Origin of the sequence: 'Nostoc azollae' 0708 (assembly GCF_000196515.1) — a bacterium.
In the GTDB taxonomy this organism is placed as follows: domain Bacteria; phylum Cyanobacteriota; class Cyanobacteriia; order Cyanobacteriales; family Nostocaceae; genus Trichormus_B; species Trichormus_B azollae.
On record NC_014248.1, the window covers coordinates 2080404 to 2096663 of the forward strand.

Annotated in this window: 16 protein-coding genes and 4 pseudogenes; 6 read left to right on the forward strand and 14 right to left on the reverse strand. The window is 38.0% G+C overall.

What is annotated here, in order from left to right; genetic code table 11:
- Nucleotides 1–47: 47 nt before the first annotated feature.
- The 3 genes from AAZO_RS35195 to AAZO_RS09485 form a co-directional block, all read right to left on the reverse strand.
- Nucleotides 48–224 carry a hypothetical protein gene (locus AAZO_RS35195; protein WP_013191086.1) on the reverse strand — a complete coding sequence of 59 codons (177 nt, stop codon included), beginning with the start codon at nucleotides 222–224 and terminating at the stop codon, nucleotides 48–50.
- 96 nt (nucleotides 225–320) lie between these two features.
- A complete protein-coding gene (locus AAZO_RS09480; protein ID WP_013191087.1) occupies nucleotides 321–515 on the reverse strand; it encodes a hypothetical protein in 195 nt (64 codons plus the stop codon).
- Between the two features lie 133 nt (nucleotides 516–648).
- Nucleotides 649–849 (reverse strand): UPF0175 family protein, encoded by a 201-nt coding sequence (locus tag AAZO_RS09485; RefSeq protein ID WP_013191088.1) that lies wholly within the window; start codon nucleotides 847–849, stop codon nucleotides 649–651.
- Nucleotides 850–1208: 359 nt separating this feature from the next.
- On the opposite strand from AAZO_RS09485, the gene AAZO_RS35200 reads away from it, so the two are divergent.
- From AAZO_RS35200 to AAZO_RS29615, 4 genes and pseudogenes are all read left to right on the forward strand, one after another.
- Complete coding sequence (locus AAZO_RS35200; RefSeq protein WP_013191089.1) at nucleotides 1209–1358, forward strand: hypothetical protein; 150 nt, start codon at nucleotides 1209–1211, stop codon at nucleotides 1356–1358.
- 1061 nt (nucleotides 1359–2419) lie between these two features.
- Nucleotides 2420–2632, forward strand: a complete 213-nt coding sequence (locus AAZO_RS26325; RefSeq protein ID WP_049790639.1) for a hypothetical protein — start codon at nucleotides 2420–2422, stop codon at nucleotides 2630–2632.
- Nucleotides 2633–2707: 75 nt separating this feature from the next.
- A pseudogene (locus AAZO_RS43570) lies at nucleotides 2708–2848 on the forward strand (DUF4351 domain-containing protein); the annotation flags it as partial.
- 383 nt (nucleotides 2849–3231) lie between these two features.
- Nucleotides 3232–4040: pseudogene (locus tag AAZO_RS29615) on the forward strand (IS5 family transposase).
- A gap of 133 nt (nucleotides 4041–4173) precedes the next feature.
- Here AAZO_RS29615 and AAZO_RS41175 read toward each other — a convergent pair.
- The 4 genes and pseudogenes from AAZO_RS41175 to AAZO_RS09515 all read right to left on the reverse strand — a co-directional run bounded on the left by AAZO_RS41175 (nucleotide 4174) and on the right by AAZO_RS09515 (nucleotide 6302).
- Nucleotides 4174–4296, reverse strand: a complete 123-nt coding sequence (locus tag AAZO_RS41175) for a hypothetical protein (protein WP_013191092.1) — start codon at nucleotides 4294–4296, stop codon at nucleotides 4174–4176.
- A gap of 69 nt (nucleotides 4297–4365) precedes the next feature.
- Nucleotides 4366–4701, reverse strand: coding sequence for a DUF2288 domain-containing protein (locus AAZO_RS09505; protein ID WP_013191093.1), 336 nt, complete (start codon nucleotides 4699–4701; stop codon nucleotides 4366–4368).
- Between the two features lie 99 nt (nucleotides 4702–4800).
- Nucleotides 4801–5118 (reverse strand): annotated as a pseudogene (locus AAZO_RS09510) (AI-2E family transporter); the annotation flags it as partial.
- A 545-nt stretch (nucleotides 5119–5663) separates the two neighbouring features.
- Nucleotides 5664–6302 (reverse strand): lysophospholipid acyltransferase family protein, encoded by a 639-nt coding sequence (locus tag AAZO_RS09515; protein ID WP_013191095.1) that lies wholly within the window; start codon nucleotides 6300–6302, stop codon nucleotides 5664–5666.
- A gap of 142 nt (nucleotides 6303–6444) precedes the next feature.
- Here AAZO_RS09515 and AAZO_RS43575 point away from each other — a divergent pair.
- Nucleotides 6445–7932 (forward strand): annotated as a pseudogene (locus AAZO_RS43575) (IS1380 family transposase).
- Nucleotides 7933–8506: 574 nt separating this feature from the next.
- A complete protein-coding gene (locus AAZO_RS09525) occupies nucleotides 8507–8698 on the forward strand; it encodes a DUF2795 domain-containing protein (protein WP_013191096.1) in 192 nt (63 codons plus the stop codon).
- Nucleotides 8699–8876: 178 nt separating this feature from the next.
- On the opposite strand, the gene fabD is transcribed toward AAZO_RS09525, so the two are convergent.
- The 7 genes from fabD to AAZO_RS09555 form a co-directional block, all read right to left on the reverse strand.
- The gene (fabD, locus tag AAZO_RS09530; protein ID WP_013191097.1) at nucleotides 8877–9758 is read right to left on the reverse strand and encodes an ACP S-malonyltransferase; all 882 of its coding nucleotides are present in this window, start codon (nucleotides 9756–9758) and stop codon (nucleotides 8877–8879) included.
- A 79-nt stretch (nucleotides 9759–9837) separates the two neighbouring features.
- On the reverse strand, nucleotides 9838–10839 hold the full coding sequence (locus AAZO_RS09535) for a beta-ketoacyl-ACP synthase III (RefSeq protein WP_013191098.1): 1002 nt from the start codon (nucleotides 10837–10839) through the stop codon (nucleotides 9838–9840).
- A gap of 152 nt (nucleotides 10840–10991) precedes the next feature.
- Nucleotides 10992–12017 (reverse strand): phosphate acyltransferase PlsX, encoded by a 1026-nt coding sequence (plsX, locus tag AAZO_RS09540; protein WP_013191099.1) that lies wholly within the window; start codon nucleotides 12015–12017, stop codon nucleotides 10992–10994.
- 434 nt (nucleotides 12018–12451) lie between these two features.
- Nucleotides 12452–13924 carry a leucyl aminopeptidase gene (locus tag AAZO_RS09545; RefSeq protein WP_013191100.1) on the reverse strand — a complete coding sequence of 491 codons (1473 nt, stop codon included), beginning with the start codon at nucleotides 13922–13924 and terminating at the stop codon, nucleotides 12452–12454.
- A gap of 405 nt (nucleotides 13925–14329) precedes the next feature.
- Nucleotides 14330–14512, reverse strand: a complete 183-nt coding sequence (locus tag AAZO_RS43580) for a CHAT domain-containing protein (protein ID WP_081462743.1) — start codon at nucleotides 14510–14512, stop codon at nucleotides 14330–14332.
- Between the two features lie 94 nt (nucleotides 14513–14606).
- Complete coding sequence (locus AAZO_RS09550; RefSeq protein WP_041639789.1) at nucleotides 14607–14813, reverse strand: hypothetical protein; 207 nt, start codon at nucleotides 14811–14813, stop codon at nucleotides 14607–14609.
- Nucleotides 14814–14846: 33 nt separating this feature from the next.
- Nucleotides 14847–15071 carry a hypothetical protein gene (locus tag AAZO_RS09555; RefSeq protein WP_144031270.1) on the reverse strand — a complete coding sequence of 75 codons (225 nt, stop codon included), beginning with the start codon at nucleotides 15069–15071 and terminating at the stop codon, nucleotides 14847–14849.
- Between the last annotated feature and the right edge of the window lie 1189 nt (nucleotides 15072–16260).

Here is a 16260-nt window from a genome sequence, read left to right on the forward strand (position 1 = left end):
TCAACATCTAATCTGAAATCATCGTAACAATTCTAGCCGCTAGAAAGCTAAATTTTCCAGGGTGAAGTTTTTTTAGTGTCAGTACAGCAAAAAATCATGGTAGTAATCTTCTGGCGTTTAATCCAGTATTTTGATTCCTGAATTGTTGCCATTACACCAATATATATTTTTCTGCCTATACGCCCTACTTGTAGCAACTCTTGTAGTTTTTGTTTCACTTCCACAACTTCAATAATCTCCTGTCCATAGGCTTTGAGTATTTCTCCAGCAATTCCTGAAATTTGTAAACCTAAATTCTGAGTTACATTACGACCTTTTTCTTACTCAATTAACAAAGGTAAATTTTGCTCATAAGGCAACTGAATAGCTTTTTCTTCTGCTTCATCAAGTAATTGAAGCGTAGATAAGATGTTATTTGAAATAGGATCAATCACTTCAATCAAATCATGAATTCCATAATGTTGCTTATAAGCATTCCAACTCGAGAACTCACCTCGAGAGATTTCTTGAGTCACAACTGTTGGTACTAGATTCGATCATATATCTTGCCAATGAAGTTATACCCATCACTAAGTCTCTCTAGAGTAATTAGAGGTCGAGTATCACTAACAATGGAGGGTTTATTGCTCACACACTCAACTCAATGTTTCAATTTTCTTCACTATCCACACAAATTGAAACACCATATGGGGGTAGCATTTCTGCAAAAGCTCGACGACTGATATTCAGTATTTGACAAGCTTGATGTTCTGAAAGTTTACCTCTGAAATAACGCATGGCTACCAGTGCTTCCATCAAGTACCGTTGGTCGATATCTACAATGTCCGGTAGCTCTAGTGATACTTTCATGAGCCTAAATACTTTGGAAGTACATCAATAATTTATCCCAAAGTACCTTGAAACATTATATCTGTTCCTTTTTCCTAGCCTCTGCCTAGACTAGAAATGAAATCTCGGAGGCTGGAACGCGAGGCAGAGTTTTTTAAACAGTATTATCTTGTTGCCAGTCTCTGGCTGGGTATGCCATTACAGAGGCTTTGCCTCTAAGTAGGTAGTGTTAGAAATTGTCGTTATTACAAGGCAGGAGGTAGGAGGGAAGAGGTGTTTAGGCAACTTTACTTTTTGTTACATACTTGTATTTTTTCGCACCTTTCTACTTAATCCCACAATTGTATTGTGATAATTAAGTGATTTACTTAGGTAAATTTATGACAGACATTAAATTTTCTATTGAAGATGAAAATCTGATCACAGCTACTGATGAACTCTTAGCAATAGAAGGTATGACTGGTAACTATGCAGTAGATTTGGAAGATGTGAAAAAAGAACCAATCATAACTACAGTTGCAACGAAGTAGGTGGGCGGAAAAATTTATAACTATGTCATGGTGAATGCAGCAAGGCGGAATCGAGCAATCCCAACAGTTTCAAGTCAATTACATTTTGTTACATATTTATGTTTATTTGTGTCTACCTATTTATAGTTGGTTTAGTTGGTGGGAGGATTGCGATCATTGAACAAATTGCCAAATGGGATCACAAGTATAAACAGAAGTAGTCAGATAAAAAATTGCCAAAGTCCTGATTGATTGTTGGACGCAAGGGTAGACGATTTCTACTATAAAATGCCACAATTAAGCAAATTAGCCAAATTTTAGAATCTTAAATATTAGAATCATCACGTGCAGATTCTTCACCTTGACCTGAAGGCAGTTTCAGGTAATTACGTAGAGTTACGCTACTTTACTGATAATTACAACAAATACCAAAAGCGATCACTCCCTCTGAGTAAAATCAGCGATTTAATCGAGTTAGTAGAAAGAGATTATTACATTTCTTTATTTGCTGAGGATTACTATGACTTGAAACATCAATTAAGCTTTTTGCTCAACTTATGTTTCAAAATCTAGATGTCCAGCTTATGCTTCATTCTTACAAATGGGTTATTTAATAGGGAATAATAATCATTTATAAGCTAGAATGATTGCTTGACCTGTAATTCATACATGACTTTATATGATGATTATCATTTTTATTTATTCAGTGAAGACCATTCCAGAACGATCTCTCTACATAAAATATAATAGCTAGACTCAATTCTTAGAAAAACAATGTTTTAAATTATATAATGGTAATTTTGAACTATATCTTGGCATGAAGGTTAATAACTATGCTGTTTTTTGAGGGTTGTTTATTTCAAGTTTTGCCCGACAGGGTTTTTTAAACTCAGGCTTATATTATGGTGCAAAAAATTAACTCTGCCTCATGATCTGATGCAGAGGTTGATATCGTCTTTGGCTAAAATACTTGATTTTGCGTTACCTCTTGGTCATTTTATGATTCAGCATTTGGCTCAACTTATGGTTCAAGTCACACTAGTTCAGTCTTTCAAGAAAATTTAGCAAGTTTACTACCATTTGTGCCAATTCTCAAAGGAGGTGCCGAAGAAGCAGTTGTGAGAAAAGCAGTCCTTAAACTTCGAGAAAATGAACAGTTAAGGGAGTTAGAACCATTATTATCATTTTTTGTATCATTTATCCTAGAAATACGAATAGTTCAACAAATCATGAGGTGGGATATGACAGTATTAAGAGAATCACCCTGGTATCAAGCAATTCTTAAGGAAGGATAACAACGAGGTAAATTGAGAGGTAAATTGAGAGGTGAAGCTAATTTAGTTATTCGCTTATGAGCAAAGTATTTTGGTAATCTAGATACAGAAATTGCACCGAAAATTCGCCAGTTATCAATCCTTCAATTAGAAACATTAGGAGAAAGTATCTTTGATTTTTCTGCTATGGTTGATTTAGAAAACTGGTTACAAGAAAATACTGGTTATGATAGTTAGTCAGATTTTCTAAGTTCCACAAATAATGAGGTAGGATATGACAGTGATTAAGATTAAAGTAGGTTGAGTTAAGCGACAGCGCAATCCAACAAAAGCATTGATGATGTTGGGTTTCATCCCTCAACCCAACCTCCATTTGTCCCTTTGTATTTTTGTGTGCAACCTTAATCGAAGAGTTGTTAATTTCTTCCAAATAGAACCTGATTTAAATCAATTTTAAATCTAGTTCATAATTCCTCACAGGAAAGATTAGATAAGTTGAGTAATAAATGAGTTCTTTCTGTCAGATAAGAGGCTATTGATAAAGTAAATGTAAAGGGGAGTAGAAAAGGAATGTTGGAAGGATAGGATACATAAAATGTAGTGTATTTACATAGCTAATCATGGAACGAAAGTCTTACCCCACAGACTTAACTGATATAGAGTGGGAAATCCTGGCCCCATTGATTCCACCAGCCAAAGAAGGAGGGCATCTACCCACAACAGATATAGGTGAAATATGTAATTCCATCTATTATCATTTGAAAACTGGATGTCAATGGAATATGCTTCCAGGTGACTTCCCGCCAAGGTCAACGGTATATAGCTATTACAGTAAATGGCAGGGCCATGGGGTTTGGGAAAAATTCAACCATACATTGGGTGGTCAAGTTCGCTCGAAATTAGGTAAATCAACACAACCTACCGCGCTCGCTGCAGACAGTCAGTCGGTCAACACTGACCAAAAAAAGGGGATGTGTATAGTTTTGACGGATATAAAAAGGTAAAAGGAAGAAAGGGGCAAAGTTTAGTTGATAGCCTGGGACTTGTGTTGAAACTTTTTGTTAGTGAAGCAAATGCCCCAGAACGAATACTTGCTGCCTATGCACTAATGGAACTGCTAGAAGAACCCACAGAATTATTGGAAAAAGTCCAAGTTTTATGGGTTGATTCCGGTTATGACGGTGATAAATTTGCACTTGCAGTTTGGTTCATGATTTAAGCTCATGTTGAAGTCATAGGACCTACTGAGCAAGAATTTAAAGTTTTACCACAACCCTGGGTAGTAGAAAGAACATTTGGGTGGTTTAACCAATATCATCGTCTAAGCAAGGATTATGAGCGTTTAACACAAATGAGGGAAGGGGCTATATATGCTCTTATGACTAGAATTATGCTACTTCCTCTTGTCTCCTCAACATTTACTTTATAAATCATCTCTAAAGTTCCATCATCGGACTCACAGTAAGAGATAACTTCTCATCTAAAGAAGCAAAACGCGCTACTAACAAACTCTCTACCATCAAACGCTGTCCTTCTTGTCCTCCTTCTTCTATTCCCTCTTGTCACCACTCTTCCCGTTGTTTGAGATATGCTGGTGATAAACTCATGATTAACTCCCTGTCTTCTTCACTGACATTACTATTCTGAATTTTCAGGTGATGATGTTGTCGGCACAAACCAAACATATATTTCCTGAACTTCGCTTTTTACATCTTGAGTGGTTGTGACATTACCTAGACGTGCTAATAATTACTCTAGATATTCCTTGGCCAGTTGGTAATGGGGTTGTCCTGTGATAAAACGGCTTTTTCTTGCACCAAGACGTAAGGTTCAACGATGAGGGCATTAAACCGCTTGGTGTGATCGCTATTCCACTCTCCCAACTGTTCTGGTGTGGGTTTAACCAATAACTGTTCATCAATCCAATTTTGGACAGAGGGAATATTATCACTAGCGATTGCAACTCCCACATCCAACAAATCCAACCCATCTGCTACCACAATTATTGCATCTCTTTGTGCATGGGGAATTAACCAATCCCATTCTGCTTCATCCATGTTTTGTGTTAGTTCTGATCTTAAATCAGACATAATTTTCGATTTTTGCTTTTATAATCTGATGATACATGATTTATACACTTGAGTAAAATAATTCGTAATCTAAAAACTCGTATTTCCAATCACGAATAACTAGATATCTGATTTCATTTCTTCAAATTCCAATAGAGCTACAACTATTCCACCAATAGGAATAGATATAAAAACCCCTAATAAACCTGCCAGTCCAGCACCAACTAGTAAAGAAAAAAATACTACTACTGGCTTAAGGTTCATTATTCCTTGTATAACTCGTGGTGCAATTAAGTTATCTTGAATTTGCTGGAGAATTATACAAGCTATCAATACTTTTAATGATAACCAAGTGTTTTGCGCTAAAATAATTAAAGTAATTGTACTAACTCCTAATGTTGGACCTATGCCTGGTATCATCTTTAGAACTCTTACTATCGGGACTTAAACAAAAGTTAAGAGTAAAAAGCGGACTAAGGCTAAATCATTTACTCAGTTTTTATATTTTATAACTATAGTGCTGAAGAAACGAAAAATCTAGATAAATCATATAGTTTAAGGGTTATTTAAGGTGGATAAGATGCAGCAAATAAGCCTTGATACCATGAAAACTCCAACACTTCTTCAGATTTTAGACGATTCTAAATCCTCCACTTGTTCCTCCTAACTCCTGACTCCTAATCGTCACGAACAACTTCTTCAGCAAGCCTTTATAGTGCTGAAGTTCAAATATATACAGTTCCAGAATTGTTCGCTACATCCTTAAAGCATATTCCTTAGTATATAAATTCTGTTTGCACTATAAGAATTCATGATCCAAAATCTGAAATTGCTGTAAGCATTCAGCTCATGCCTAACGGCACTCTACGCGAACAGCCATTAGGAGTCAGCTTTTTCAGGCTAACGCCAAAAATATCTACTTTATAATTAACCAATTTCTCAAAAATTGTGACTCCTGACTCCTGAAGTCTTACAAATTGCTATTATCGTCCTAAATCATGCATTTCATTAATTACAGTTGCACATTTTTGTGTTACTGCTTCTAATTCTGATTTACTAGTAGAATTGGGAGGATCAATTAGTTTACCAATTCTGACAGTAATGGAAACTGCATGGGGAATTGCAGAACCTGGTTGTAATATCTTGTCAGTACCCCACAAACTGACGGGTAAAAAAGGTACTTTTGCCTTACCAGCTATTAGTGCTGCGCCTTTTTTGGGGTCAGTAATGCGACCATCAGGGGTACGAGTACCTTCTAAAAATACACCCACGGCCCAACCCTTATCAAGACATTCTAAAGCAGCACGGATAGCATTGCGATCAGCTGTACCCCGACTGACTGGATAAGCACCATATATTTTAATTATTTGTGCTAACACAGGGACTTTAAACAATTCTTCCTTAGCCATGTAAGCGACTGGACGACGTACACAATTAGAAATAATTGGGGGATCAAAGTAACTTGCGTGGTTGCTAACTACTAGCACTGGACCCTTTTGAGGGATTTTTTCCACGCCATGAATTTTTATCCGAAAATAAGTGTGCAGCATGGGACTAAGCAATGACCACTTAAAGGTGTGGTAAAGTACCCAACTAATTAAAGGTTCGCGTTCTCTGGTCACTGAGGATAATTTCAAAGAGACTAAAATTTAGCATAAGCTATGGTGATCGTTTTTAGTCCCGGATTTCTCACAAAAAGATAAAAAAAAGGGGTTAAAGACTGCGAGGATGTATATATAGCAAGCATTTCAGCAGTTGTAAACCATGACCCCATCTTCAACAGATTGTATACCAAAACAGTTGAAATTTGAGCAACGAAAATGGCTGCCAGTCATAGTCAATTTCCAGGGTGGACAAGTAAGAGCAGATGCAGGATTCAGCTTAATTGCTGAAATAGACAGAAAATTGCAAATCACATCACAGTTTGCACAATGTTTCCAAGATTAGCGAAAGCCAAATCGGATTGACCATTCAATAGAGAGCTTAATTAAACAAAGAATATACGGGTTGGTCATGGGGTATGAAGACTTGAATGACCACGAATAATTACGTCATGACCAGATGTTTGCTATAGCATTAGCAAAAAGGATTGGAGTAGAGAATGAACCTGCAACATTGGCAGGAAAGAGTACATTAAATCCCCTGGAACATTGTCCTGAAGATGTGGAACAAGGAGCAGACAGCGGGTACCATGAAATCTGGCATTCTCCATCAGAAATTGAAAGCTTACTTGTCAAAATATTTCTAGAATCTTACGCCAAAGAAACAAGATAAATTGTTTTGGATTTAGATGTAACTGATGACTTAGTACACGGCTATCAGGAGCAAGTTCTCTTCAATACTTATGATGGGGGATAATGCTATGGTCCACTTTATGTTTTCTGTGGAAAACATCTATTAGCAGCCAAACTTCACCCTTCAAACGTAGACCCAGCATTTGGGACATTATCAGAACTACAAGGAGTGATTAAATAAATAGGTCAACAATGGAAGAATGTTGAGATCTTAGTAGGTGGAGATAGTGCTTATTCTAGAGACGATATCATGACATGGTGTGAATCCCAAATGGGTGTGGATTATGTTTTTGGATTGGCGCAAAATAGTCGTTTAATTGGGATGACTAGAAAGACTCAAAGTAGAGTATCCCTTGAGTTTGAGTAAAAACTATCAACAGTAGTTTCATTCTTAGAAACTATGTTTAAACCAGATGAAGAACTTGCAGAATTTGCTGGTGACTTGATTAATAACTCAATTTGCTATAAATCTTTAGACTATAAAGCTCGTGAATCTTGGAGCCGTAGTCGTCGTGTTGTTTTTAAAGTTGAATATGGAGTAAAAGGGACTAATGTTCGTTTTGTTGTAACTTCACTTTCTACTAAGAAAGTACCTCCTAGTCAACTATATAGACAAAAATATTGTCAGCGAGGGGAGATGGAAAATCGTTTTAAAGAACAACAATTAGAACTTTTTAGTGATAGAACAAGCAACCATACATTTACGGTAAATCAATTAGGTTTATGGTTCTCTTCTATAGCTTAGGTTTTGCTCAATGCCTTGGGTCAAAAATGTTTAGCTAAAACCGAATTACAAAATGCTACTGTTGGGACTATTCGTACCAAATTATTGAAGTTAGGAGCTTTGATTACTGTAAGTACACGTCCCATTTTAATTGCGATTACTAGTTCTTGCCCATACAGACATATCTTTGCTACTGCTCATAGACGCTTAATAATGCTCACTAATACTGCTTAATTTGAAGTTAAATTGCCTTTTACTTATTTCTAAGTAATCATAGTTCGCCCTTGGGTTGATTCAAGTCTTGTTTTGTCATGCTTAATTTTATGAACAGAGCATTTTGATTTTACTACCAATAAAAAGATAGTGACTTTTTTAGCTTTATAAATGCGATTTTATATTTAATTTATCTCTGCGATTCAGTTTTGATTGATGATGTATCAAAATTTAGTCTCACATCAGGTCATGTAAATTTATTTTTTACTGCTTGTGAGAAATCCGGGTTAGTCACCCCACAGAGGAGAATTTAGGCTGTGAATAGGCTATTCAGTGGTGATAGCACTGTTTTATTGTAAGTAAATTGCACAAATTTATTTGAAATAAAATACATCCAAAATAATATCAAGTCCGCCTAATTACTGGTAATAACTATTTTCCTATTCCTTATTTCCTATTCCCTCCCCTCACAGATATGCTAAATATTCAACACTTCTGGATCAGAAGATACATCCCTAGCTAGAGAATTTTAGGGAGTGAATATCAATAGCCTAGATGTTAAATAACCAATAAATAATTTATGAAGAGGTAAGTTATGGCAGTATCAGCGATTGATATTTCCAGAAGTCTCAGTGGCATAGATTTTCCTGCTAATAAACAGAAACTGGTCAACCATGCCAGGGACAACAATGCAAATCAGGAGATAATTGAAATTCTGCAAGAGATGCCAGAGCGAGAATATGACAACATGGCAGACGTAGAACACGAATTTGGTCAAGTTAAATAACTGTTGAATAAGTTTGTATTCTGGTCTACGTCATTAGAGAGTTTTTCATTTTCGAAAAAAGTGGGACTTAAACCTTTAAGTCCCAATACAGGACTTCCAAATAAAAAGTATCCAATGTGTAGGATGCATCAAAAAAAGAAATTGCTCTTACAGATATTATATTGTGAATTGATTTTACCTAATGTGGTAACTCCCCAGTATTACGAATATTCTTTAATCCTACGCTGTTAACAGTACGCTTAATCAAAGCAGTTAAAATGTTACCAGGTCCTATTTCTACTGCTTTTTCAATCCCATTTTCTGGGAATTCCAAAGCAATTTCTCGCCATCGGACTGAACCAGTCATTTGTTTAGTTAAACGCTGCTTTAAAATATCTGCATCAGTTGCGGGAACTGGGTCTACATTTGAGGCAACGGGAACAATTGCTGTTTGAAAAACTGTTACATCTAAAATTGTTTGAAATTCCTCTGATGCTGCTGTCATTAAATGTGAATGAAATGCACCAGAAACTTTCAAAGGAACAGCACGTTTAGCTTTCACTTGGGACATTACAGCTTGTACAGCGTCAGGAGTCCCAGAAATAACAACTTGTGCCGGACTGTTATCATTTGCCAAGACTACATCAGTCGTTTCGGAAATAACTTTTTCTAATTGTTCTCTGTCAAAATTGAGTAAAGCTGCCATCATACCTCCAGCAGCATTATCCATAATTTCTGCCCGGCGTTTGACTAATTGTAAGCCAGTTGACCAGTCAAAAACGCCAGCAACATAAAGAGCAATGTATTCTCCTAAACTGTGACCGGCGACCAAATTTGGTTCTTTTCCCCGTTCCCGTAATAAATCAGCGAGAATACTTTCTATCACATATAAACATGGCTGTGTGTAGAGTGTGCGTGATAGTCGTTCTTCGTCATTCTGACAAATTTCACTCACAGACCAGCCCAAAATTGCCTCAGCTTGGTCAAATCTTCTTTTGGCAGATGGTATTTCTAATAAATCCGTTCCCATACCCAAGGCTTGCGAACCTTGTCCGGGAAACACCCATGCAGTTTTAGTCATTTGTCAATAGTTATTTGTCATTGGGTATTAGGAAAATTACTTCTCCATCTCCCAGTTCCCAGTTCCCAGTCCCCAATCCCTATCTTGCCCATTGAAAAATTGCTGCACCCCAACTGAGTCCAGCACCAAAGCCAGAGGTAGCAATGATGTCGTTAGGTTTGATTTTTCCTTGCCTTACTGCTTCATCTAATGCTAGGGGAATAGAAGCAGCGGAAGTATTTCCATAATGGGCAACGTTGCTGATAACTTTATGATCAGGAATATTTAAGCGATCAGCTACAGCATTAATAATGCGCTGATTTGCTTGATGTAAGATTAGCCAATCTATTCTATCTACGGTAAGATGAGCTTCAAATAAAGCTTTGTCTATAACTTCTGGTACTTTTTGGACGGCAAAGCGGTAAACTTCTTTGCCGTTCATGCTGATGGGGTGATAAGTGCCTCTAGGTACGTGAATATCTGGTGTTACCTGTTGGGTTGTACCTTCATAGGCAAGGTTAAGATGGTGATTCTGAGTACCATCACTTTTGAGGGAAAATCCTAATAAGCGATCGCTATTATTTGCTTGTAGAATTACCGCCCCTGCTCCATCACCGAACAATACACAAGTGCGGCGATCTTGCCAATCTACCCACCGAGAGAGGATATCTGCTCCTATCAGCAGTACATTTTGATAAACACCAGTTCTGATGAATTGGGCTGCTGTAACTAGTCCAAATAAGAAACCAGAACAAGCTGCTGTTAAATCAAAGGCGACTGCTTTCGTTGCGTCTAATTCTGCTTGAATGCGACAAGCACTACCAAATAGGTCATCAGGGGTAGAGGTTGCCAGCAAAATTAAATCAATATCTGCTGCTGTAATTCCAGCTGCGGTAATAGCCTGTTTACTAGCATCTGTCGCTAGTATAGTCAATGATTCAGGCGGTAATGCTAACTGCCGTTGACGAATTCCTGTTCTTGTGGTTATCCACTCATCTGAAGTTTCAACCAGTTGAGTTAAAACCTCGTTCTCTAAGGAAGTGGAGGGTACTGCCGAGCCACTTCCTGTAATTGCTATACCATTTTTCAATAAATTCTGCACTCCTAATCTCCCCAGTTGTCAGTTGTCAGTTGTCAGTTGTCTTTTGTCAGTTGTCTTTTGTACCGCAGAAATAACCAATAATTAAGTACCAATAATGACCGATGACTAATGACAAGTGACATAGCTGTTAGCCTAGTTTCTCGTAGAGAAAACTAATCGCTTTCGCTCTGTAGGATTTGATATTGTGACTGTAGTCTGTGCAATACCTGATTGTCTACAGCTTCCTTGGCCGTGCGAATAGCACTAAAAATAGAAGGTGCTTGGGAACTACCATGACCAATAAAACAAATTCCATTTACACCTAATAGTAAAGCACCACCATGTTCTGCGTGATCCATACGCTGTTTAACACGCTTGAGGTTGGGTTTTAAAATTGCTGTCCCGATTTGACCACGAAGCCCTTGGGGCAGTTCTTCCCGCAGAATTTGCAGAATTACTCCTCCGACCGCTTCAGCAAATTTTAATAAAACATTACCTACGAAGCCATCACAGACAATCACATCGAATTCACCTGATAATACATCACGGCCTTCCGCGTTACCAATAAAGTTAATTTGGGTATTATCCCTTAATAATTGATGTGCGCGAAAGGCTGTTTCATTACCTTTGGTGTCTTCTTCACCGATATTTAATAATCCTATTTTGGGTTCAGGCATTCCCAAAACATACTGGCTATAAATTGACCCCATGACAGCAAACTGCTCTAAAAATTTAGGACGACAATCTACATTAGCACCGACATCAAGTATTAATACGGGTTGTCCTGCTTTGATTGTAGGGAATACTGTCCCGATAGCTGGGCGGTCAATTCCTGGTAATCTTCCCAGCCGGAGTAATGCTGATGCCATTGCTGCACCAGAGTGACCGGCAGAGAATACAGCATCTGCCTGTTGCTTTTTAACTAAATCCATCGCTACGTTGATGGAAGCTTTACGTTTTTTTCTAACTGCATTTAAAGGCTCTTCATCCATGGTGATGGTATCCTCCGCAGGAACAATCTCCAATTCCGCCATATTTATTTTTGGCGGCATTACAGCCTCAATTTGTTGGGGATCACCAACCAATAAGATTTTTACACCCAATTCTTCCCTCGCCCGCATTGCGCCAGCGACGATTTCAGTGGGTGCATGATCTCCCCCCATTACGTCAATTGCGATCCTTACACCAGTCGATCCCATTGCTCAGAGCTTATAGAAACCTTACAAATTTTATCAGATTGCAATACTTAAAAATTCAAAATTACAAAAAAAGCAGAAGAAACTTGATTTCTTTCTGCGGCTATGTAAGGACTCATATATATGTCGATATCCGCTGAAGGATAGTATCCCATGGGGAGGATAGTCTAAGGTAAGCTTTGCCGCAACTTTATCTGTCAAACGCTAGAAATACCATCAAAAAAGGTTCTGTCTCTGGTACCACCCAAAGTAGAACCTACTATAATTAATTCCCAGGATTTACGGAACTGGCATATTAGTAGGGTGCGTCAGACTAAATTCCTTAATATTAACAGATTTCCGACATCTGACGCACTCAACAAACAAGAGATTTGATTATGACACTTCTTGCATAAGTCCTAATTCCCATGGAGAACATGGGGAGAAAAAGAGGAAAATTAACTCAGTACCCAATTAACCAAGGTTCTGACACCAAAACCGGTTGCACCTGCACCGTTATAGCAATTTTCCTTATCAGCCCAAACTGGACCTGCAATGTCTAAGTGTGCCCAAGGAGTATCCTTAACAAACTGTTTGAGGAATAAAGCCGCAGTAATAGAACCACCATAACGGGGTCCAGTATTTTTCATGTCAGCAATACCCGATTTCAGCCCTTCAAAATATTTCTCTTCCATTGGTAGCCGCCAAAGTTTCTCACCTGCTGATTCTGAGGCGGTTTGCAGTTGGGAAGCTACAGCATCATCAGGTGTAAATAAACCGGCGATATCGTCACCCAAGGCAACTACACAAGCACCTGTAAGAGTAGCTAAATCAACGATCGCATCTACTCCCAATTTATCGGCATATACCAAGGCATCAGCCAAGGTTAAACGGCCTTCAGCATCGGTGTTGTTGACTTCGATTGTTTTACCATTGGAAGCGGTGAGGATATCTCCTGGGCGCATAGCGCGACCGCTAATCATGTTTTCCGTAACGGCTGAGATAAAGTGAACTTCCACATCTGGTTTTAGCTGACCAATGGCTTTAGCTGCACCAAGAGTAGCAGCAGCACCACCCATGTCAATTTTCATGGTTTCAATGCCGCTACCAGCACCTTTAATATTCAAACCACCGGAGTCAAAGGTTAAACCTTTACCAATAATGGCGAGTTTGCGCTTGGGTGTGGTAGCTGGTTTGTAAATCAGGTGAATAAACTTAGGTGGTAAATCAGAAGCTTGGGCAACTCCTAAAAATGCACCCATGCCTAGTTTTTCACATTCTTCTTGTTCCAGAATTTCCAGATGTAAACCGTGATCTTTAGCTATGGCTTTGGCAGTTTCTGCCATGGTAATGGGTGTAACAGCATTTGCTGGGGCTGCTACTAACTGCCTAGCCAAAATCACACCAGAAACAATTTGTTCTGCACGGGTAATAGCTGCTTCTTGTCCCCCTAACCCGAGTAAATCAATAGTTTCGATGGGGGGATTTTTATCTTCCGGTTCTGATTTGAAACGAATGTCTTGGTAAAGTGCCAGTTGTGTACCTTCTGCAATAGCTTGGCCTGTAGCTGCTTGGTCATTGTTCCAAACAGGTAAACTGATGGCTAGAGTTTTGGTTTTTTGCTTTTTAGCAGTCCGCGCTACTGTAGCCGCAAGACAGCGTAAAGTTTCTAATTTCAGCGCGTCAGGTTTACCTAAACCAACTAAAATTACCTTCCGCACTGGATGACCAGCACCTACCCGTGCAACTATAGTGCTATTAGCTTTACCTGTAAATTCTTCTTCAGCAATCAGTTCTTTTAACAGGCCGCCCAAGTTATCATTTAAAATTGCCAAATCCCCTGTTAAGTCTACTGCGTCTTCAAATAAGCCAACTGCTAAAGTATCACCAGTCCAATCTAATAAAGCTGTATTTGTAGGTTGAATCGTCATTTTTGTAATGTTCTGTAAACCTTCCTTACTTGTACCAGTATTGCTCAAAATCTTCGGGGTGTGGGGATTGTTGATTGAGGATAGGGGGAGATGAGGGAGATGAGAAGAATATTTATTGTTAAAAACTCTCTTGATGAAAATACAGCCATGAGAGAAATTGCTTACATCATGGATTGACTAATTCCTGGATTGTATTTATAGCTACCAAAAATACATATTCGTATTGGTGGTGCTGTTCCTGATGATCAACCTTATATATATATCCAGGTAAAATTCACTGTCACGCAGGAATAGCTTTAGTGTTACCGGGGTACAAGATGTTTACAAGCTATCAGGGTATTTATGACTGATACACATTCACATTCTTTGCGTTTTTGCGCGAAACCTTGCTCAAAATCATTCCCATCAAAGCCAACTACATACAAGAGTATAATAATACCAGTAAAAGGGATGATTATAGTTGACATTCTTAAGCAAAGCTAACTGTGTCAGACGTAGCGATTCGGCTCTGTTAATATTAGGTTGTCCTAAATGCTGATAAAATTCTTTATTGAACGTAACGCTGGCTTCGTTGTCTAGATCCCACAAACTTGCGAGCGCTCAAAATATTTGAATAAATAACTGCGACTGTTTTGTCTTCGGTACCAATTACTTTGTTTTTAGTATCAATTAGTTACTTCGTCTAATTATAATTTGCTATCTTCACAGGCTTGTTGTAAAAAGTTTTGCAATTTACTTGTAAAGCTTCGAAAACTTGACCAGCTTGTTTGAGATTTCCCTTTGTGGCAGATGGAGATTGCAACAACAAATCTACCAAACGGCGATATAGAGGTTCAGCACTTTCACGGAAGGAAAACTGTACATCTGCATTGGTAGCAACCAAAATCACCCGGGTGATTAGTTGTGTATTAAAAGGTTCTATCTAAACAGTAATAGCACTGTTAAGGTTTGGCTTTTGCGAGCAACAAGTGTCACCTTGACGGAAAATACGTCCCATTTGCCACTGCCAAAGATAGGCGATATCTTCTGCTTGAATAGACTGGGACAAGTTCAAGGCTTTATCAGTCAGATTTTGGGCAATAGACCATTGTTGAGTTAATTCATACAGGTGTGCTAAATTACCTAACACAAAAGATTGCGATCGCACATCTTGTAATTGTTCCCCTTACTGCCAAGATGATAAGGCATCTTCCGCCTTTCCCGGTGTCAATTGCAAACTACCTTTAACATCCCAAACTTGGGCCCAAACCATTAAGCTCAATTACTTTCTTATAATAAGTTGCTCACGCTTTTTAAGTACTGCAAATACCACCCTTAATAATTTCCCCTTTTCCTTAACTTTTAACCAATATACTGTTGCACTATTTCCATAGGACTTACGCATTGACAAAGTAGCAAAATAGTGTGGTGGTAAAAAATTTCATCTACTTAGCAGGTATCGGAGAATTAGAGAAATAACCAAACCTTCTACAGTAGAATCCAATCTGGAACATTACACTCTGTTGTTGCTATCAGAACCAAAGGATGGGGGATGTTGTAGATTGGCAGAGATATTAGACTCGTCCACAAAAGATAAAAAGCCTACTGTGAGAGCGTTACACGAACTCTAACTGGGATGAAATACCAGTTATGGCTGAAGGCAAAAATAAGGGTTTGGGGATGAAAATATCAAAATTATTAAAAGTTTTGAGAAACAGAGCTTTCTAAAAAAGATAATCTAAAGGCTGATAATTCAAATATCATGACTTAGTATAAATGAGTAATCTAGATCTAACCTAACTAACCCACATACTGCCATTATCACCAGATTATAACCATGTCCAGCTAAACGAAATCTATCACTGGCTACTCGAGAAATTTTGACTCTACATATGAGATGTTTAGCACCAATTCTTATTGAAGATATTTTCTTATTTTCTTCCTTTTAAATCTCTGAAGGCTTCAGCTTTTTTGGGATTGTTACAAGGTAAGGTGTGGTAATAGATTCTTCTCCTATATAACCCTTGTCTCCCAAAAATCTTTATTTGTTATGTAGGTTATGGCGATCATTTATAAATAGTGTAATATCACTTATACGACCTAATTGTCCAATATAAATATAAACTATATCTTCAACTCCTAGCAATGCTGTAAATTGATTTTTTAGAGTATGTATTTTATTCTTGCCTGAATAATATTTCCTTGCGCTCTTGATAGTCACCTGGTCTTTCTATAGCTTGTTCTGCACTATCCATTATCAATTTATACTCAATCAGTCATTTCCATAATTCTTGATACTTTCACTCATCTCTTTTTGCCTCTTCTATTTGGGAGACAGGTAAGATTTCCCTCAGGAT